At 57.5% G+C, this 19,723-nt stretch carries 19 protein-coding genes; 16 read left to right on the forward strand and 3 right to left on the reverse strand.

Translation table 11 applies throughout. The features are described 5' to 3' along the window. Positions 1 to 13: 13 nt before the first annotated feature. The 3 genes from AC0YNU_RS23230 to AC0YNU_RS23240 all read left to right on the forward strand — a co-directional run bounded on the left by AC0YNU_RS23230 (position 14) and on the right by AC0YNU_RS23240 (position 1,637). A complete protein-coding gene (locus AC0YNU_RS23230; RefSeq protein ID WP_475761069.1) occupies positions 14 to 403 on the forward strand; it encodes an iron chaperone in 390 nt (129 codons plus the stop codon). 212 nt (positions 404 to 615) lie between these two features. Continuing rightward, complete coding sequence (locus AC0YNU_RS23235; protein ID WP_475761070.1) at positions 616 to 927, forward strand: DUF1806 family protein; 312 nt, start codon at positions 616 to 618, stop codon at positions 925 to 927. Then, a complete protein-coding gene (locus AC0YNU_RS23240) occupies positions 924 to 1,637 on the forward strand; it encodes a PIG-L family deacetylase (RefSeq protein ID WP_475761071.1) in 714 nt (237 codons plus the stop codon). Before AC0YNU_RS23235 ends, AC0YNU_RS23240 begins: the two co-directional genes overlap by 4 nt. A 142-nt stretch (positions 1,638 to 1,779) precedes the next feature. Here the strand turns inward: AC0YNU_RS23240 and AC0YNU_RS23245 are convergent, their stop codons facing one another. Then, on the reverse strand, positions 1,780 to 2,943 hold the full coding sequence (locus AC0YNU_RS23245; protein ID WP_475761072.1) for an acyl-CoA dehydrogenase family protein: 1,164 nt from the start codon (positions 2,941 to 2,943) through the stop codon (positions 1,780 to 1,782). A gap of 1,000 nt (positions 2,944 to 3,943) precedes the next feature. Between AC0YNU_RS23245 and ilvB the strand changes: the two genes are divergently transcribed. Beyond that, the gene (gene ilvB, locus AC0YNU_RS23250; RefSeq protein ID WP_475761161.1) at positions 3,944 to 5,620 is read left to right on the forward strand and encodes a biosynthetic-type acetolactate synthase large subunit; all 1,677 of its coding nucleotides are present in this window, start codon (positions 3,944 to 3,946) and stop codon (positions 5,618 to 5,620) included. A 72-nt stretch (positions 5,621 to 5,692) separates the two neighbouring features. On the opposite strand, the gene AC0YNU_RS23255 is transcribed toward ilvB, so the two are convergent. Further along, on the reverse strand, positions 5,693 to 6,133 hold the full coding sequence (locus AC0YNU_RS23255; RefSeq protein WP_475761073.1) for a MarR family winged helix-turn-helix transcriptional regulator: 441 nt from the start codon (positions 6,131 to 6,133) through the stop codon (positions 5,693 to 5,695). Between the two features lie 131 nt (positions 6,134 to 6,264). Between AC0YNU_RS23255 and AC0YNU_RS23260 the strand changes: the two genes are divergently transcribed. From AC0YNU_RS23260 to AC0YNU_RS23285, 6 genes are all read left to right on the forward strand, one after another. Beyond that, positions 6,265 to 7,629: a UDP-glucose dehydrogenase family protein gene (locus AC0YNU_RS23260; protein WP_475761074.1), complete on the forward strand. Its 1,365-nt coding sequence runs from the start codon at positions 6,265 to 6,267 to the stop codon at positions 7,627 to 7,629. After that, a complete protein-coding gene (locus AC0YNU_RS23265; protein ID WP_475761075.1) occupies positions 7,630 to 8,691 on the forward strand; it encodes a GDP-mannose 4,6-dehydratase in 1,062 nt (353 codons plus the stop codon). It abuts the gene before it with no gap. Continuing rightward, positions 8,657 to 9,364 carry a glycosyltransferase family 2 protein gene (locus AC0YNU_RS23270; protein ID WP_475761076.1) on the forward strand — a complete coding sequence of 236 codons (708 nt, stop codon included), beginning with the start codon at positions 8,657 to 8,659 and terminating at the stop codon, positions 9,362 to 9,364. Before AC0YNU_RS23265 ends, AC0YNU_RS23270 begins: the two co-directional genes overlap by 35 nt. A 1-nt stretch (position 9,365) precedes the next feature. After that, the gene (locus AC0YNU_RS23275) at positions 9,366 to 9,695 is read left to right on the forward strand and encodes a lipid-A-disaccharide synthase N-terminal domain-containing protein (RefSeq protein ID WP_475761077.1); all 330 of its coding nucleotides are present in this window, start codon (positions 9,366 to 9,368) and stop codon (positions 9,693 to 9,695) included. A 467-nt stretch (positions 9,696 to 10,162) separates the two neighbouring features. Further along, complete coding sequence (locus AC0YNU_RS23280; protein ID WP_475761078.1) at positions 10,163 to 10,909, forward strand: alpha/beta fold hydrolase; 747 nt, start codon at positions 10,163 to 10,165, stop codon at positions 10,907 to 10,909. A gap of 50 nt (positions 10,910 to 10,959) precedes the next feature. Continuing rightward, positions 10,960 to 11,781: an AAC(3) family N-acetyltransferase gene (locus AC0YNU_RS23285; RefSeq protein ID WP_475761079.1), complete on the forward strand. Its 822-nt coding sequence runs from the start codon at positions 10,960 to 10,962 to the stop codon at positions 11,779 to 11,781. 225 nt (positions 11,782 to 12,006) lie between these two features. Here AC0YNU_RS23285 and AC0YNU_RS23290 read toward each other — a convergent pair whose 3' ends face one another. After that, positions 12,007 to 12,867: a helix-turn-helix domain-containing protein gene (locus tag AC0YNU_RS23290; RefSeq protein WP_475761080.1), complete on the reverse strand. Its 861-nt coding sequence runs from the start codon at positions 12,865 to 12,867 to the stop codon at positions 12,007 to 12,009. A gap of 125 nt (positions 12,868 to 12,992) precedes the next feature. Here AC0YNU_RS23290 and AC0YNU_RS23295 point away from each other — a divergent pair, with 125 nt between their 5' ends. The 6 genes from AC0YNU_RS23295 (at position 12,993) to AC0YNU_RS23320 (ending at position 19,707) form a co-directional block, all read left to right on the forward strand. Continuing rightward, positions 12,993 to 15,590, forward strand: a complete 2,598-nt coding sequence (locus AC0YNU_RS23295; RefSeq protein ID WP_475761081.1) for a GH116 family glycosyl-hydrolase — start codon at positions 12,993 to 12,995, stop codon at positions 15,588 to 15,590. A gap of 159 nt (positions 15,591 to 15,749) precedes the next feature. Continuing rightward, a complete protein-coding gene (locus AC0YNU_RS23300) occupies positions 15,750 to 16,970 on the forward strand; it encodes a hypothetical protein (protein WP_475761082.1) in 1,221 nt (406 codons plus the stop codon). Positions 16,971 to 17,116: 146 nt separating this feature from the next. Continuing rightward, positions 17,117 to 17,680, forward strand: a complete 564-nt coding sequence (locus tag AC0YNU_RS23305) for a sigma-70 family RNA polymerase sigma factor (protein WP_475761083.1) — start codon at positions 17,117 to 17,119, stop codon at positions 17,678 to 17,680. Next, positions 17,661 to 18,335, forward strand: coding sequence for a DUF4367 domain-containing protein (locus tag AC0YNU_RS23310; RefSeq protein ID WP_475761084.1), 675 nt, complete (start codon positions 17,661 to 17,663; stop codon positions 18,333 to 18,335). The genes AC0YNU_RS23305 and AC0YNU_RS23310 overlap by 20 nt, the downstream gene beginning before the upstream one ends. Before the next feature lie 189 nt (positions 18,336 to 18,524). Continuing rightward, positions 18,525 to 19,238, forward strand: a complete 714-nt coding sequence (locus tag AC0YNU_RS23315; protein WP_475761085.1) for an RNA polymerase sigma factor — start codon at positions 18,525 to 18,527, stop codon at positions 19,236 to 19,238. Positions 19,239 to 19,323: 85 nt separating this feature from the next. Next, positions 19,324 to 19,707 carry a VOC family protein gene (locus AC0YNU_RS23320; protein ID WP_475761086.1) on the forward strand — a complete coding sequence of 128 codons (384 nt, stop codon included), beginning with the start codon at positions 19,324 to 19,326 and terminating at the stop codon, positions 19,705 to 19,707. Positions 19,708 to 19,723 lie beyond the last annotated feature (16 nt).

Below are 19,723 nucleotides of genomic sequence, written 5' to 3' on the forward strand. Positions count from 1 at the left end.
GACAAGGACGGCCATGCAAGACAACCAAACGGCACCAGGTACGACCGACGATTATATTTCGGCTTTCCCGCCGAACGTTCAGGACATGATGCAGGCGTTACGGCAAACGATCAAAGAGGCGGCGCCGGAAGCAAAGGAGAAGATCGCGTATCAGATGCCCGCATTCGACCTGCACGGCAGCCTCGTCTACTTCGCCGCTTACAAAAATCACATCGGCTTTTACCCGACCGCAAGCGGAATCCGCGTTTTCCAGGACGAGCTGGCGGCCTATAAGACGTCGAAGGGAGCGGTGCAATTCCCGATCGGGCAGCCGCTGCCGTTGGCGCTGATCAAGCGAATCGTGGAATACCGCGTGGCGGAGAACATCGAGAAGGCAAGCCGCAAGCGGGAGAAGAAGCGGTAGCGGAGATACGCTGCGCCTCACGCTTATTCGCGCGCATGGATGACCGGTTCATCGGCTGTCCGTGCGTGCTTTTTGCCATGGTCGGCGGCCTGCCACCGCGGCTTTTCCGCCGCGCGTCATCTATTCTTTTATGCGCTGCTCTCGGAAAAACGTCCGTCGCATGCTACAATAATGCTGCAATCCTACTCTATTTCAGAAAAGGAACCTATGCCATGCTGCCAATAAACAAGCCGCAAGCGGAGGCCGAGCTTCGGAAATTCGTCGGAGCCGATGCCTATATCCACAGCGAGGCGACTTCATTCGTATTCGTTCGCAATTTCAAGGTTAGGGTCACGCACGCTTTTATCGCCGGAGAGGGCTCGTACCGCGCCGCGCTGCGGTTTGACGGTCACGGCTGGCTTCGCATGGAAGCGCTCACGCATTACGAGGTCGATGAATACGGCCGCCTGCTGCTGGCCGGCTACGATGACAGAGGACGCATGAACGTGGCGCTCCATCTAGGAAAGGAGCCGTTCCCGGAATGACGACTTCGAATAACGCGAATACGCCGCGCAAGCTGCTGGCGGTTTTCGCTCATCCTGACGACGAGACGTTTATTTGCGGAGGGACGTTTGCCAAATACGCCGCCGAGGGCGTCGAGATTACGCTCGTAAGCGCGACCCGGGGAGAAATGGGACGCCGGATGGGCAACCCGCCGTACCTCAACCGGGAAACGATGGCGGCCGCCCGCGAGCAGGAGCTGAAGGAAGCCTGCGATTGCTTGGGCATCGGGAATCTGCTGTTCTTCGATATCCGCGACAAAACAGTCGAATTCGAAGACGAGGAATCGCTGACGGGGCGCATCGAGGACTTGATTCGCGATATCGAGCCGGACGTCGTGCTGACGTTTCACGAGCGGTTCGGCGGGCATCCGGACCACTGCGCGATCGGCAAAGCGACAACGGCAGCGTTCCGGCGGACTGCACGCAAGGGCGCGCTATATTTCATTACGTTCGGGGATGCGATGGAGCGTCCGGAGCGATACGGCTACAAGCGGAAGGACGTCGTCAAGATCGACGTGCAAGCCTATCAAACCGCGAAGCTCGCGGCGTTCCGAGCCCATCGCTGCCAGACCGAGATCGACGAATGGGTGTGGCTGGCCGATGACGAGGCGTTGTCCCGTTTCGGGCGGCATGAATACTTCCTCAAAGGCGACGTTCAGGCGGCACAGCGGGATAGCACGGATTTATTCTAATACGGCGAAGATGATAATTAAGAGGCTCGAAATGCTGGCGTAGCGCAGCGTTTTGAGCCTCTTGTGGCGTAAAGGGCGATGAAATTACGTAGTCGCAGCATTTCGAGCTTCCAGTGTCCCAATGCACCGAAAGAATCGCCCCTTACTCGTCCGCCTCGCCCAGCGCGGCCGCAGCCAAGCCGTAGAGCACCGCGTTGTCCATCGGGGGATTGTGAAGGCCGGCCCGGACATCCCGATAGTAGCGTTCAAGCGGCGTATTGCGAGACAAGCTTGAACCGCCGACGATGCGCATGGCCAGGTCCACGACCCGGATGGCGTTGTTGGTAACCTCGTACTTCGCCAGGCCGAGCTCCGGCTTGAGCGAAGGTCGGTCGTCGACTTCGCTGTCCCACCGCTCCGCCGCCGCATAGAGGACCGCCCGCGCGGTTCGAAGCTCGACCTCCATCTCCCCGATGGTATGCTGGACGTATGGAATGGCCGCGATCGGCTTTTCCATCCCGTTCGGGCGATAGGATCTTGCGAAGTCCAGGGCATAATCCCTTGCGGCCAGGGCGATGCCCATGTAACAGGCCGGAATATGCAGCATCCATCCTCCGCCGTCATCCACGCCTTTACCGCCCGTGAGCCGCATGTTCTGGGCAGCGAATGCTCCGTCCAGCACGACATCATGGCTGCCGGTCGCGCGCATGCCGAGCGTGTCCCATGTTTCCACGAGCGTGACCCGGTCCGAGCGATGGACCAGAAAATCCGCCGTGCAATCCTCGTCCGGAAGATACGCGGTCACGACGAAACGGTCGAGAATCGGGGAGAGCGTGCTGAACGTCTTGCGTCCCGTGATGCGCCAGCCGCCATCTACGGGCACCGCCGTCGTCGACGGCCTTCCGCCGCGGCTCGGACTGCCGGTTGCCGCTTCGCTGGCGAACGTATTGATCATCGTGCCGTCCTTCACGACGGAGCGGCAGAGCTCCTCGTACGTATTGCCCGGCCATTTGCCGGTCGTCCGCAGATGAAGCATCTGGCCGAGATGCCAGCCGACGGCGAGCGCGGTCGATCCGTCTCCGTAGGCCAGCCGTTCCTGCAGCATGACGAACTCGTAGAGCGATATTTCGTCACCGCCGTATGCGCGGGGAACGGTCAGTTTCAGATAACCCGCCTCACGCAGGTCGGCGAAATTGTCGAAAGGGAACGAGCCTTCGCGGTCATGAACGACCGCTCTCTCCGCGAAACGGGCCGCCAGCGCCTCCGCTTGTTGAACCCTGGCCTGCTCATCTTCGCTGCGAATATAAGTATCGATCAGTCGTTTCATTCCTGCCACACTCCTTCTCTCCGTATTATACCAATGGACGCAAGGCAGGGGGAGTTCCTTTCAAAATGTAAGCGAGAAGTGCCTGGCAGCGAGAATTGCAGGGCTGCGGACGGAAAAGCGTTGAAAAGCGTTGAAAAGCGTGAACGAGTATGCTACTATGAATCAAATTTAGAACGCGAAGATGAGAAGCACATGCACGGACTTATGCCCAGAGAGCGGAGGGAGCGGTGAAACCTCCGTCATAAGCAATGCATGACGTCGTCTCGGAGCGGTTGACCGAACATCGAAGCCTGGAAGCCAACTGCTGGTTCCCGGACACGATCGGTAGGCTCAGACGGAGCGCACACGTTACCGTGCGGAGGCAAGGCAATCGACTGCTTCTTGAGGCCGGAATCGCGAGATCTCGGCAAACCAGGGTGGTACCGCGAAAAGTTAACCCCTTTCGTCCCTAGGCCGGACAGCTGTTGTCCGCGCCTTGGGAGGAGAGGGGTTTGTTGATGTGCTTCACGATTTATTCATAGGAGTAACGCGATGAAGAGAATCACATGCAGCGGACTTGATGCCCAGAGAGCGGGGGGAACGGTGAAACCTCCGTCGTAAGCGCTGCATGACGTCGTCTCGGAGCGGTCGATCGAAAAACCGGAGCCTGCGTCTGTCATCGGCATGCGCATCGGGTTCGGGGAGTAGGCTCGAACGGAGTGGCACACGTTATCGTGCGGCAGGCAAGGGTACTCGACCTTGTCTCTTGAGGCTGGAACCGCATGGTTTCGGCAAACCAGGGTGGTACCGCGAATATCGACCTCTTTCGCCCCTTCAGAGCCGGACGGCAGCCGCCGTTCGCGCTCGCGGAGGGGTTATTTATTTTTGGAGGAGGCCGTTGAAGATGAACACGAAGTTAGAGACGGGAATGGGCGCGGAACGGGAGCGCGAAGCAGAACGGAATCATGAGCCGCAACGGGAGCTCGAAACAGGACAGAATCAAAGCAAGGAGCAATCATGGATGACCGGCTCGGAGGCGCTGCTGCGTTTGCTGCTGGCAGAGGGGGTAGAGTGCGTATTCGGATATCCGGGCGGAAACGCGCTGAATATCTACGATGCGATGACGGGCAACCCGGCGTTCAAGCATCTGTTGACGCGGCATGAGCAGGGGGCCGTTCACGCCGCGGACGGCTACGCGAGATCGACGGGGAAGATTGGCGTCTGCATCGCGACTTCCGGACCGGGGGCGACGAACCTGATCACGGGCATCGCGACAGCCTATATGGATTCCGTCCCGATGGTTATCATTACGGCGAACGTGCCGACGACCGTCATGGGGACGGATGCCTTCCAAGAGGCGGACATCGTAAGCATGACGATGCCGATCACCAAGCACAGCTATGCGGTCCGCGATGCGCGCGACCTCCCGCGTATCGTTCGCGAAGCCTTCTACCATGCGGGCAGCGGCAGAAAGGGACCGGTGCTGATCGATATTCCGAAGGATGTGTCCAACCATCGGATGCCGTTCCAGCCGGCGGAAACCGAAATTCGGCCGGAGGGCTATGAGCCTGCTCCGGCCGTGGATCCGGCTGCAGTCGGCGAGCTGCTCGCGGCTATCGCGGAAGCCGAACGGCCGGTCATTATCGCCGGCGGAGGCGTCGTGTATGCCGATGCGTCGGCGGAGCTGCTGGCATTCGTGGAACGGACGCGAATGCCCGTCGCGACAACGCTGCTCGGACTCGGCGGCTTCCCGAGCGCCCACGAGCTGTGGCTGGGGATGCCCGGCCATCACGGCGCGTATACGGCCAATATGGCCATTCAGAACGCCGATCTGCTGATCGCGATCGGCTCGCGCTTCGACGACCGGGTCACGATGAAGCTGGACGGCTTCGCTCCGAGGGCGAAGCGCATCGCACATATCGATATCGATCCGGCCGAGATCGGCAAGAACGTGCGGACCGACATCGCCTGCATCGGGGATATCAAGGACGTGCTGCGCGCCGCGAACGAGATGGCGGTGAAGCCGTCCCGTTCAGAGCAGTGGATCGGGGAGCTGCGGCGCTGCAAGGCGGAATATCCGCTGCATTATCGGGATTCCGAGACGGAACTGAAGCCGCAGTTCGTCATCGAGATGATTCACGAGACGACGAACGGCGAAGCGATTATCACGACGGACGTCGGTCAGCATCAGATGTGGACCGCGCAGTTCTACGCGTTCAACCATCCGCGCTCGCTCATTACGTCGGGCGGCATGGGAACGATGGGCTTCGGCTTCCCCGCGGCGATCGGGGCGCAGCTGGGGCATCCGGACCGGCTCGTCGTCTCCATCAACGGCGACGGCGGCATGCAGATGTGCGCGCAGGAGATGGCGATCTGCGCCATTCACGATCTTCCCGTTAAGATCGTCGTTATCAACAACCAGGTGCTCGGCATGGTGAAGCAGCAGCAGGAGCTGATGTATGAGCGCCGGTACAGCCAGATCGACCTGGCGGGCAGTCCCGACTTCGTCAAGCTGGCCGAAGCTTACGGTATCAGAGGTCTGAGGGCGCGCACGAAGGCTGAAGCCCGGCAGGCGTGGCAGGAAGCGCTGGATACCTCGGGGCCGGTGCTCGTGGAGTTCACGGTCCCGACGGACGAGAACGTATATCCGATGGTGCTTGGCGGCACGACGCTGGATCAGATGATCCTGGGGGATTAGAAAAAAGCCGGAAGGGCGCTCGTTATCGAGCGCGCCCTCCGGCTTTTGCCGTGCTTACAGGCATATTTCAGCTTAACGATTATTAAAATAATGATACGCTTTAGTGAGCAGGTCAGCCAAATGATCGCTTTCTTCCGCGCCCAGATGGTCGATGAGTCCGCCAAGCGTCTGCTTGATGCTCGCATCGGCTTCCATGGCGACTGCTTTGCCTTTCTCCGTCAGCTCGATGCCCACGGAGCGCCGGTCGTCCGGATCGACGGTGCGCTCGATCAAGTCTTCATCGATCAGCTTCTTGATCAGTTGGGTGACCGTCGGCGTCGTCACGAGCAGTCGCTTGCTCAGATCCGAGATGCGCGGTTTCGGATTGCCGTTGCACTCGCTTTCCATGATGCAGAAGAGGATGCGTATGTCGCTGCGCGTTAGGCCGTTAACCGGTTTCTGCCGCCATTCGGCTTTTGCAAACAGCGTGAACGCGTCCTTCAACCGTTGTATGGTTTCTTGGTCGTCCTTCATAACGTGCTCCTATCCATCTCTGTTTTTTTTTTGATACTTGAAATATACTACATGGATCTTTATTATAAAAGTTAAGTTGGTAAACTAATTTTTCTCATATTGCGAAAACGGCACGATGGCGAGGAGGAACAATGGTGAAGATTGGAATTATGGGAACGGGGTATGTGGGCTTAGTTCATGGCGCCGTCCTTTCCAGTTATGGCTTCCCGGTGACCTGCATGGATGTGGATGCCGCCAAGATCGAAAGTCTGGCAGGCGGGATATCCCCGATCTATGAGCCGGGTCTTGATGAGCTGCTGGCAAGCGGGCTCCGCGATGGGACGCTGTCGTTCACGACGAGCGCCAAGCAGGTGATTCAATCGAGCGACGTGATCTTCATAGCGGTAGGAACGCCTGCGAAGGAAGACGGGAGCGCCAATCTTTCCTTTGTCCAAGAAGTCGTGCAGTTGATCGGCAAATACGTGAACGGTTATAAAGTGGTCGTCTGCAAGTCCACGATGCCCGTCGGCACGAACCGCGGCATCGCGCGTTATCTGGACGGCGTGCTGAAAGCGCGGAATGAGCCTTTCCGGGTCGACGTCGCTTCGAATCCGGAGTTTCTCCGGCAGGGCAAAGCGGTCGGCGACTCGCGGCATCCGTCCAGGATCGTCATCGGAACCGAGAACGAGGAAGCGAAGCGGATGCTTCAATCTCTCTATGACGTTCATATTCGCCAGGATGTTCCATTCTTGTATACGAATCTAGAAACGGCAGAGATGATCAAGTACGCATCCAATTCTTTTCTCGCGGTCAAAATATCATTCGTAAACGAGCTCGCGCTTCTGTCCGAGAAGGTCGGCGCGAACATTCAAGATATCGCGGCGGGCATGGGGCTCGATGACCGCATTTCGCCGCATTTCCTGCAGGCCGGCCCGGGTTACGGGGGCAGCTGCTTCCCGAAGGACACGGAGGCGCTCGTCGATGTCGGCAGGAAGAACGGCGAAGAGCTGTACGTTGTACGCGCGGCTATCGCGGCCAACGAGAAGCAGAAAATGAAAATGGTTCATAAAATCAACGACGTGCTTTCGTGGGGCGGCACGCTCAAAGGAAAAACGATCGCCGTATGGGGGCTCTCGTTCAAACCGGAGACCGATGATATTCGCTCCGCGCCGAGTTATGATATCATCAGCGGTCTGCTAGGCAGGGGCGCGGCAGTGAAAGCATACTGCCCCCAAGGCATGAAGCAGGCGGAACGATTATGGACGGACTTGAACGGCTCCATCGCGTATTGCGAGAGCGAGGCGGACTGCGCCCAGAACGCGGATGCCATCGTATTAATGACGGAATGGGAACAGTTCAGGGAGAGCAGCTGGGATATCATCGCCAAGAGCATGCGCGGCAATGTGTTCTTCGATCTGCGCAATATGTTCGCGGAGCATGCTCGCGTACGCCGATTGTTTGACTATTACCCGATCGGCTCGAATGAACTGGCGTATTCCCTGGAGGAGGCCCAGTGAGTGAAAACCTACTGCGTTACCGGAGGAGCGGGATTTATCGGCTCCCATCTCTGCGAACGGCTGCTCGCCCTTGGCCATCGCGTCATCTGTATCGATAATTTTAACGACGTGTACGACTACAGAATCAAAATCCGGAATATCCTGAATAGTACAGGATCACTATCGACTTTTCAATTCATGGACAGAGAAACCGATCTGCTTCATCTGCAGCAGGCTGTACGCGGGGACAGCTTCAAGCTCGTTGTTGCGGATATTCGCCATGTGGACGAGTTGGCAGCGGCCTTCGAGCATGAGCGGATCGACGCGGTCATTCACTTGGCGGCGATGGCCGGCGTACGGCCTTCCATCGAGGATCCGCTGCTCTACGAGGATGTCAACGTCAAAGGAACATTGACGGTGCTGGAAGCGATGCGGCGGCACGGCGTACGCAAGTGGCTGTGCGCTTCTTCCTCGTCCGTGTACGGAAACAACGCGAAGGTGCCTTTCTCCGAAGAGGACATCGTCGACCGAAGCATATCGCCCTACGCCGCGACGAAGAAAGCCTGCGAGGTATTGGGCCACGCCTACTATCATTTGCATGGCATCGACACGATTATGCTTCGTTTCTTTACCGTTTACGGCGAGCGGCAGCGTCCGGACCTGGCCATCCACAAATTCGTGGGCATGCTTGAGCGCGGGGAGCCGCTGACGGTCTACGGCAACGGTTCGTCGAGACGGGATTACACCTACATCGGGGATATCTTGAATGGCTTGGTCGGAGCGCTTGCTTTCGTCGAATCGCAGGAGAAGGTCTTCGAGATCGTGAATTTAGGCACAAACCGGACGATTTCGCTTCTCGAGCTGATCCGAGGCATCGAGCAGGCTTTCGGCCAAGAGGCAGAGCTCCGCTGGCTGGCGAACCAGCCCGGCGACGTGGAGCAGACGTACGCGGACATTTCCAAGGCGAACCGGCTGTTCGGTTACGACCCGCAGACGGATTTTGCCGAAGGATTGCACAAGTTCGTCAACTGGTATAGGGGGAATAGATATGGTCAAGCTCTCGATCGTCGCGCCGATCTATAACGAGGAAGAGAATATATTGCTGCTGCACGAGGCGATTACCAGTGCAGTGGCAGGCAAGGTGGACAGCTACGAAATCATGCTCGTCAACGATGGCAGCCGGGATCGAAGCGCGAGTATTCTGACCGAGCTGGCGGAGCGCGATCCGGCCGTCAAGGTGATCCATTTCACCAAGAATTGCGGGCAGACCGCTGCGATCTACGCAGGCATGAAGGAATCCAAGGGCGAGCTCATCGCGCTGATCGATGCCGATCTGCAGACGGATCCGAGGGATATTTTCAAGCTGATGCCGTACATTCCGAACATGGATTTCGTGAACGGCAAGCGCGTCAAACGGCAGGACACGTTGGTGAAGAAGGTATCGTCGCGGGTGGGCAACGGCGTGCGCAACTGGCTGACGGGGGACGAGATTTACGACACGGGCTGCCCGATGAAGCTGATGAAGCGCGAGGTGGCCGACAGCTATTACTTATATGAAGGCATGCACCGCTTCCTGCCCACGCTGGCGAAGATCAACGGCTTCAAGGTTATCGAGATCGCGGTGTCCCATCATGAGCGGCAGCACGGCGTATCCAAATACGGCGTATTCAACCGCGCGTTCGTCGGTCTGATGGACGCCATCGTCATCGGCTGGCTGCGAAAACGGGTCATTCGCTACCAGATCAGGGGACAGTAAGATGTGGTGGCATTCGTTGATAGGCAGCTTCTCCGGCAGCGGCATGGGATGGCTCGTGTTCGGTTTCATCGGACAGATCATGTTCACGATGCGGTTCATCACGCAGTGGCTGGCGAGCGAGAAGGCGAAGCGGACCGTCGTGCCGCTTTCCTTCTGGGTTTACAGCATTTTAGGCAGCATCGTGCTGTCGATCTACGCGATCTATCGCCAAGACCCGGTCTTCATCCTCGGCCAGCTGCCGAGCGTCTTCATCTATATCCGCAATATCATGCTGGAGCGTAAAAATAATATGGCGACGACGGCGAGCGAGTATAAAACGATGGATTCATAGACGATTGGTTTGCGTTCCCGTCGCGAGACGGGAATGCAGCATTCGTCTACATCGTGGAATAGGCTTAGCGATTGGTTTGCGTAGGATGATTGGTTTGCGTTCCCGTCGCGAGACGGGAATGCAGCATTCATCCAGCTTCCTCGAATCGGTCGGAGAATGCAGCATTCACTTAAGGTGATTGGTTTGCGTAGGATGATTGGTTTGCGTTCCCGTCGCGAGACGGGAATGCAGCATTCATCCAGCTTCCTCGAATCGGTCGGAGAATGCAGCATTCGTCTACATCGTGGAATCAGCTTTGATTGGTTTATCAACCACCATACCCGACCTCGGGACACCTCAATGACTCCTCATGACAACATGGGGAGTCATTTTGCTATGAAGCGCATGCTATCGATCCACTGACGGCGTTTGTCAGTCGACGCCTGCTATGCTTAGACCATAGCGTTCAATGAGAGGGAGGAATTCGCATGAGGACGCAGCACCGGGATCGGCGGCAAGAAACGGGCATGATGTTCATTCACGGCGCGGGACTAAGAGGGGGCGTATGGGAGGCGGTGGCAAGCGGCCTTGATGCGCCCGTACTGCTGGCGGATTTTCCGTATCGGGACGGTCCCGAGCAAACGAGGCTTGCTTTGAACTTGGACGACTACGCTTCTCATCTGCGCGGGCAGGTGGAATCGTGGGATGTGTCCAATGTGATTGTAGTCGCGCATTCCCTCGGCGGCGTGCTAGCCTTGCAAATAGCCGAAGCCTTATTGAAACAGGGCCGGTTGGCCGGCTTCGTGGCAGTCGGAGCCGCGATCCCGAGCCGCGGCGGTTCCTTCTTGTCGGAACTGCCGTTGCTGAAACGGACGCTGCTTGGCCTCATCATGCGCGCCTCGGGGACACGGCCGCCGGAATCGGCGATTCGCGCCGGTTTATGCAAGGACTTGTCCGAGTCGCAATCGGCGGATATCGTGCAAGCGTTCGTACCGGAATCGCGGCGCATTTATACGGATGCTTGCCATGCTGCGGTTCCCGATGTACCATCGCTATATGTTAAGCTGACCCAGGATAAAGAATTCAGCCCGGCTTTGCAGGACCGGATGATCGCGAATTTGAAGCCGGAGACGGTCGAGCAGCTGGATACGGGCCATCTCCCGATGCTAGGGAACCCGGATGGCTTGCGTGCGATTTTGCAAACGTTCATGGCGGCGTGCGCGGATAAGCATTGAAGGGATCGCAATATGAGAGCATGCCAGAGCCACTTAGGAGAACAAACAACATGAGAGAACATGAAATTGTTGCGAATACAAGTAATCCCGTTACCGTAAGCAGCCTGCAGCACGATCTAGTCGCGCTCGGCGTCCGGGAAGGCGACTGCCTGCTCGTCCACTCCTCCTTGTCCAGTCTCGGCTGGGTATGCGGAGGGCCGCAGGCCGTCATTCAAGCGCTGCTGGGCGCGGTCGGGGAAGCGGGAACGATCGTCATGCCGGCGCAAAGCGGGGATTGGAGCGATCCTGCCGAGTGGGCGAACCCGCCCGTTCCGCCGGAATGGCTCGACGTCATCTATTGCGAAATGCCGGCTTTCGATCCCTTGGCGACGCCGACGCGCGGCATGGGCCGGATCGCGGAGACGTTCCGGACGTACCCGGGCACGCTGCGATCGGGTCATCCGCAGGTTTCCTTCTGCGCGAACGGGAAGCTGGCTGCGCATCTTGTAGCGGATCATCCGCTTACGCCGCAGTTCGGCATGGATTCTCCGCTCGGCAAGCTCTACGGACTGCCGAACGCCAAGGTGCTGCTGCTCGGCGCCGGCTATGACGTCTGCACGAGCTTCCACCTAGCTGAGTCATTGCTCGAGGACATGCCTTCCAAGAAGATGGGGACGGCGATGATGGAAGCTGGCGCGAGAACCTGGAAATGGTTCAAGGACTTCGCCTACGATTCGGCTGATTTCAGCCTGATCGGCGCAGAGCTGGATGATCGCGGCGTTCTGCCGGTGCGGCGAGGCAAAGCCGGCATGGCGAACTGCCGCCTCTTCAGCTTAAGAGCCGGAGTGGATGCGGCAGGTGAATGGTTGAAGGCGAACCGGACATTCCGCTAGTCCGTACAGGGCCGGTTCTTAAGGGAAGGGTCCTTATGAGCGGCTGGAAAAGCCGAAGATGCCTGATTTGTATCAATGCCGGCGGTTTCACGATAAGCAAAACCTAGGGGCTGACCTGACCATTCCTAATGGCGAGGGTCAGCTTTTTTCGATGCTCGCTTCGCCACTCGGCATGCTCTGTCGTGCCTGTCGTGCTTGTCGTGTCTGTCGTGCCTGTCATCCCCGTCAATCCTGATGCCGCTTGTAATAACCCGGGTTCACGCCGGTGGCGGATTTGAAGGTCTTCGAGAAATGGTGGACATCCGTAAACCCGCAGTATTCGCTCACCCGCTGCAGGGAGAGGCCGTCCTTCAGCAGTTCCTGGGCGTGTTCGATCCGGAGCTTCAGCAAGTACTGATACGGAGACATGTTGAAGCTCTGCCGGAAGAGCACGGTGAACCGAGACGGCGACAGCCCTGCCCTTCTGGCCATGTCCTCCACTTTAATCGGCTCCGAGATGTGGAAGGCGAAGTAGGACGTGATCCAGTTCAAGAACGGCTGAACGGAAAGCGTGCCCGGATCCGGCGTCATGTAGGCCTTGAACAAGGCGGTAACCCATTCATGGGCCAGCTGATTGGCTTCCATCACGCCGAGATACGTCTGCAGCTGCCAGCTCTCGATCATCCGGAAGACGAGATCGCGCATTTTCTTCGGATGAGGGGTCTCCAGCTTGAGCGGAATCCGCAAGGAATCGCAGTCATGCAGCCGCGGCTGCATGTACGATGCGTACGGCGTCATGTCCAATTGTCCCGGGCGGGTGACGAAGCTGTCCGCCCGGTGCGGATTATAGAAGAAATCGAGATGCACGTACGGATTGATCGTATTGTCCAAACCCTGAATCGTATGAACGTCTCCGGGCTGAAGCAGGCAGAGGTCGCCTTCTTTCACCACATGGTGCTGACCGTTAACGTGCAGGTCGAACCGCCCTTCCTGGACGTAGAAAATAATATAATCGAGCAAGCTGCGTTCGCCGAGCAGAAAAGGAGGACGGATCGCATAGTCCGCGTTGCGAATATAAGGGGCGACTGCATGGTCCTCTAATTTCATCGTTACCTCCTCAAAACAATCGTAATCTACATAAAAAACAGTGCTTATATATAAAGGCACCATGTCCGCAAACCTCTATAATGAAGGTAATTTCAGTATACCATGTCATGAGGGGGATCACTTAAGTGACTCATTTATACAAAGGCGCACAAACGCGGGAGATCGTCTTCCCGCTTGGGGGAATCGGCAGCGGAAGCATCGGCTTGGCGGGAAACGGCAGACTGGTGGATTGGGAAATTTTTAATCGGCCGAACAAACGGAGCTTCAATGGCTTCAGCCACTTTGCCGTCAAGGCGGAACGGGACGGGAAGCTGCTCGACGCGAGGGTGCTGAACGGCGATATGCAGTCTCCGTACGTCGGCGAGACCGTGCGAGGGGGGCCGCTGCACAGCGGCTACGGCTTCGGTCCGGAGAGCCAAACGATGGCGGGTATGCCGCATTTTCGGGAGACGACGTTCAGGGGCGAATTCCCGCTGGCCGAGATGACCTTCGCGGAACCGGCGTTCCCGGGACTGGCGCGATTAACGGCGTTCAACCCGTTCATCCCGCTGCAGGAGGATGATTCGAGCCTGCCCGCGGCGTTCTTCGAATGGGAACTGGAGAATACGGACGATGCGCCGATCACGTACACGGTATGCCTGTCGGCAGGAAATCCTTATGCTACCGAGAACGTGGCGTACCGGTACGGCGAGATCGGGGGCGATCAGGATCGGAAGGTTCATGCGATCAAGCTAAGCTCGAACCAGTATAGCCCAGAGGATGCTCGGTACGGAGATATTACGATTGCCTCCGACGCGGCGGACGCGAGCTATCAAGAATATTGGTACCGCGGCGGATGGTGCGACAATCTCGAGATGTTTTGGCATGATTTCACGCAGCCCGGCAGATTCACGAACAGGCAGTACGGCGCGGACGAACCGCCTGCGGGAAGAAAAGATACCGCTTCCCTTGCGGCGCATTTCGACCTGCAGCCAGGTGAGAAGAAGGCGGTCCGCTTCGCGATCAGCTGGCATTTTCCGAACGTGGAGAACTACTGGAACCCGAATCCGGCAGGCCCGAACGGCTGGCGAAACTACTATGCGTCGCTGTATGAGGATTCCGGCGCGAGCGCGCGGTACGTCTTCGAGCATTGGGACCGGCTGTACGGGGAGACGCTGCGGTTCAAGGAAGCGCTGTTCGCTTCGACGGTGCCGGACGCGGTCATGGACGCGGTATCCGCGAACTTGTCCGTCGTCAAATCGGCGACGACGCTTCGTCTGACGGACGGTTCGTTCTACGGCTTCGAAGGCTGCATCGAGGATACCGGCTGCTGCGAAGGCTCATGCACGCATGTATGGAATTACGCTTACGCGCTGCCGTTCTTGTTCCCGCGTTTGGAACGCAGCATGCGGGAGCTGGACTTCGCGTACAACAAACGCGAGGACGGCCGAATGTCGTTCCGGCTGATGCTGCCGCTCGGCCGCGACAGGCAGAATTTCCGCGCCTGCGCGGACGGACAATTCGGCGGCGTCATCAAGGCGTACCGCGATTGGAAAATCTCGGGCAGCCCGGATTGGCTGCGATCCGTCTGGCCGGCGGTCAAAGACTCGATCACCTATGCGTGGGCGGACAGCAACGAAGACAAGTGGGATCCGGGCAAAACGGGCGTGCTGTCGGGCAGGCAGCATCATACGCTGGACATGGAGCTATACGGACCGAATTCCTGGCTGAACGGGTTTTATTTGGCCGCGCTCAAGGCCGGTGCCGAGATGGCAGCTTATCTGGGCGAGCGGGAGACGGCGGATGAATTCGAGCGCTTGTTCCGGTCGGGCAAGCGTTGGGTCGACGAGCATTTGTTCAACGGCGACTATTATATCCAGCAGGTGGATCTGTCGGATAAGTCGCTGCTGGATGCTTTCGACGAAGGGACGGTTCGTACGTACTGGAACCGGGAATTGGGCGAGATCAAATACCAGGTCGCGGACGGCTGCGCCATCGATCAGGTGGTCGCGCAGTGGCACGCCAATCTGAGCGGGCTGGGCGAGATATTCGACAAGGAACAGACGCGGAAGGCGCTGCGATCGTTGTACCGGCATAATTTCAAGTCGACGATGCGCCAGGAAGCGAACACGTGGCGGCTGTATTCGCTGAACGACGAGGGCGGGCTTGTCATCTGCACATGGCCAGAGGGCGCGAGCAAGCCGGCCATTCCGCTCACGTACAATTCGGAGACGATGACGGGCTTCGAATATCAAGCGGCCGCGCATATGATCCAAGAGGGCTTGGTCGACGAAGGCTTGTCGGTCGTGCAAGCAATCCGCGATCGTTACGACGGGGAGAAACGCAATCCGTGGAACGAGATCGAATGCGGCAGCAACTACGCCAGATCGATGGCCAGTTACGCGCTGCTGCAGGCATACAGCGGGTTTGAGTACGACATGGTCACGGGCATGATCGGGTTTAAACCGGTGTCCGCCGGCGCTGCCGATGAGTTCCGCGTCGTTTGGTCGCTCGACATGGCTTGGGGCAGCTACGAGCAAAGCGCGAACGGAGTCGGCGTCCAGGTTCAGGGCGGGACGTTATCGCTGCAAACGCTCAAGCTCCGCGAGGAGCAGGCGTCGCGCATCGAGCGGATCGAAGCGGGCGGCGTCAACGTGGCGTATCGGATCGACGGGGATGAGATTCAATTCTTGGAGCCGGTGGTCGTGGAGACCCAGGGCTCGTTGATCATGAAGCTGAAGTAAGGCTGCAAATTGCGACACATACACGAAGAAACGGCAGCCGCCAGGGGCTGCCGTTTTAGATCGTGGGAGATGTTTGACTATGAACGGATAAGAAATATTTAACAAGATAGACAAACCGTGTAAAATGGCGATTAGACGCATACACACGGAGGGATTGGAATGGGCGCTTTCTTTGCAAACGTTCAAGTGTTTATGGGAAGCATGGATAACGGAGAGCGTGTTCTTCAAATTCAATCTGCGATCCGATCGTGGATGGAACAGTCCGGCTATGAGGAAATAATCGAAAACAGCGAGTCGGAGGCATCCGAAGCTGATCGGACGTTTCTCGTCGGCGACGTCCATAACGGACGTTGGTTGACGGTGTATGATGAAGAGCTTGCAAGCCAGGGCGCTGCGTTAGAAGAATTAGCGGTATTTATCTCGAAAGAAGGGTCAGTTCCGGCCGTCGGGGTATTGGTGCATGACAGCGACCTCATGCTGCTAAGTTTATTCGAGCAGGGAAAACGGATCGATACGGTTGTTAATAACCTGGCGATGTATAATGACATGTTCGGGAAGAGCCGTAAGCGAAACGGCCTGTCGAGCAAATGGAAGTCCCTTGTGCTGCCCGGCTATTCGGATCAGGATTTAAGGCAGGCATGGGAGAAGAAAGCGGTATTCGCAGAGGAAAACGTAGCCGCCGTTGCGGAAGTCGTCGGATGGCATCCGGAAGAATGTCTGACCGACTATCAAGCCATCGATGAGTCGAATCTATCGGCCTCTTACACGCCACTGCGGTTCAGGGAGATGAACAAGCGCACGCCTCATTATGAAGAAAACGGCTATCCCAAGCTTACGTCCACCGGATACCGAATGTTTATTAAATGTGCGCCCGACCAAGTCGTAACCGAACGGTTTGGGCTGCGCAATGAAGGCAGAAGCTTCACGGGTCTGGAGGTTGGGATTTTTGGAGATGTCCTCTCCGATGGTCAGATTGAAGTGGCGGAAGCCAAGCTTGTCATTACGTCGCCAGATTTTCGGACGCGCCATGAAATCGTCGGCACCATCGAAGAAGGATCGTTTGCAAGGTCGGGGGAGGATGAGGTATCAGGCAAGTATTTGTTCTTCCCGGACATCGTATTCCCGGATGGGATCCGAATTCTAAGGGCCGCGGCCACGAACAAAGAAGCGAAACAACTAGATAAGGAATTGAATTCGACGCGTATTGATTTGCACATTTCGTATCGAGGCATTTCGCGAGGAGAAGGGACGCTCAGCCATGTCTTTATCCCGCATGATCATCCAAAGGGGCAGCTGCATTTGAAGGTAAACACTTACGTGGACATGGAGATGGATTCATACGCGCTATTCGAAAAACTGCAAGCGGGCTTGCCTGAATAATACTCCGATGATCATAAATTTGCTTATACAAACAGGACGATATCGTACGATAAACAACAGGTTGCCCATATGGCAGCCTGTTTTTCTTAAATCCATGCAGCGGATTACGCGCCAAGGGCGTCTAATAGGGTGGAGGTGGTTATCCAGTGAAGCCGGCCGGCTTAGTAACCAAAGAAAATTTCGCGCAAGATCCCGCCCAGGCACTTGAGCAGTTAATGGAAAGCTTCGGCACCATCGTGATGCGTACCGCTTATTTCTATTCGGGAGATCGGCATCTTGCCGAGGATATCAGCCAGGAAACCTTCCTGCGCGCATTTCGAAAATGGACCTCTTTCCGGGGGGACAGTTCCGTTAAAACCTGGTTGACGACGATCGCGATCAACGTCTGCAGAGATAAGATGGGCGTTCGGATGTACACGGAGCAGCCTACGGACCCTAGTCGAATGGATCAAGGCCGTACCATCAGCGTCGAGGATGAGGCACTTGAAAGGATGGCGAAGAGCGAAGTGCTGCAGCATGTGCTGCGCCTGCCTTTGCCGTACCAGGAAGCCTTGTATCTGTATTACTATCTGGAGCTGAGCACGCGGGAAATCGCGGAAGCGACCGCGTCTCCCGAAGGAACCGTGCGCAACAGGCTGCACCGGGCACGCGAGGCGTTGGCCCGAGAGATGAATAAGGAGGACAACAGATATGACGGACATGGATCATAATTTGCGCGGGCAGCTTCAAGAAGAAGCGGATGAGCTGCTATTTTCCGATATGGAGCTTGGTGATCGCATGAAGCAGAAGATAAGGCAGCAAGCGGCTGCAGAGAAGGCGGGCCGTCGATTCACCTTCAAGAAATCGTGGACGGCGGCGCTGGCTGCCGCGGTCGTGCTGATCGTGGGTTTCATGCTACTGCAACAGCCTAATGCTACGAATCCCGATCAGAATTTGGCCGGAAACGGAGCGCCATCCGACGGAAGCAACGTCGGTTCGGAGCTGACGCAATTAATTACCACGCCGCTAAGTACCGTGGAAGATGCGAAGTCGGCCTTCGGGCCCAGCCTGCGCGTTCCGAGCGTCCTGCCGCAGGGTTTTACGCTGACGGATATCGTAGCGGTAGGGATGAAGAACGAACCGATCAGAGACGTCACCATCACGTATGTCGCGGGCGACAAGACCCTCACGTTCTTGGCGAGCCGCATGCCGGCTGCTTTTCCGACGGAGATGTTCACCAAGACGAAGGTTGGCCGGGAAGACGGATTCGTGTTCGAACAGCCCGAGCTCACGGAATTGTATTGGATGCAGGACGGCATCCAGTACGGCCTTACGGGCAATATTACGGCTGTTGAAGCAATGAAGGTCGCCGAATCGCTAAAGTAAAGCAATATGCTGGCGGTCATAGAAGCGACAAACTAGTGCGCTATAGAATTGCAAAGCGCGGCGTTAGAGAACCCGGAACACTGGGTTCTTTTTGCGTTTCATGAAGGAATTTCCACCCAAAAGGCGAATATACATTCGTATTGCGAGGCTTGCATAGGCCCAAATCACTCACTATGGAGACATGAACCTATGATGGACCATTCAGATTGGCTGGTTACGGTGCGGCCGGACCTGCTCCGCTACTGCCGCTCGTTATGCGGCAAAGGCACCCAAGGCTGGGAGGCGGAAGACGTCGCCCAGGAGGTCGTTGCCAGGCTGCTCGGCCGCCGCGCGCAGGACCCCGATTTTCAACCTGCCAAAACATATGTGCTGCGGACAGCCCGCAATCTCTGGATCGACCGTTTGCGGAAGCGGCGGGAAGTGCCGGTCCCGGACATGCCGGAATCGCCAGAGACGGCGGCCTATGGGGAGGACTCTACTTATGCCACGCGCGAGCTGCTCGATACGCTCATCCGGCGGCTGCCGCCGAGGCCGTTCGTGATTCTGCTGCTCTGCGACGTTTTCGGATTTACGGCCAAAGAAACGGCGAACTGCATCGATTCGGCGGAGGTTGCCGTACAGGTCGCGCTCTCCCGCGCCCGAAGCCGGCTTCGCCGGCTGGCATCCAGAGAATCCATGCCTGACGTCGCCGGAACCTCCTCTTCGATCTCGGTTCCGCAAACCCGCCTGCTCGACGAAGTGGCGGAAGCGTTCCGCCGGCACGATCCGAAGCGGATCTATCAAGCGTATCTGCAGCTCTACGAGAGCGGATCGACAATTACAAGAATCGGAACGTCGCCCGGAGGCCTATTGTCGTTCACGTTCCGCGATCCCGACGGCAATCTCCTGATGGTCACCGGATAATATTTTTTGCAGCTTGCCTGCGAGCGTGTATGGTTACACGCCGCTCGTTCGTTTATTAGGCGAAGCAAGAAGAGGAGGATGAAGAATGCTGCAGGCTTTGGAGCACGCGCAAATACCGGTCAGGGATATGGACCGGGCGATCAAGTGGTACACGGAATATTTGGGCTTCAAGCCTACGGGGAGGGACGGGGACCGGATCGCGTTCCTGTCGCTTCCTGCCGGGCCGATTCTCATGCTGTGGAAGACGACGAGCGATACGGCGGCGCATTATCAGGTGGACGGCGTGGATTTTCCCGTGCTGCTGTACCGGACGGAACGCATTCACGAGCTGCATGATCGGCTGGCGGAAGCGGGAGCCCGAATCCAAGTCTATGAAGACGGCGGTTTCGCCTGGGTGCTGAAATTTTACGATCCCGAGGGCAATCTGTGGGGCGCCTTGCAGATGAACGAGAAGCAGGAGGAGGCCTGACGATGAGCGTGGAAAT

Source organism: Paenibacillus sp. J31P316, from assembly GCF_056269105.1.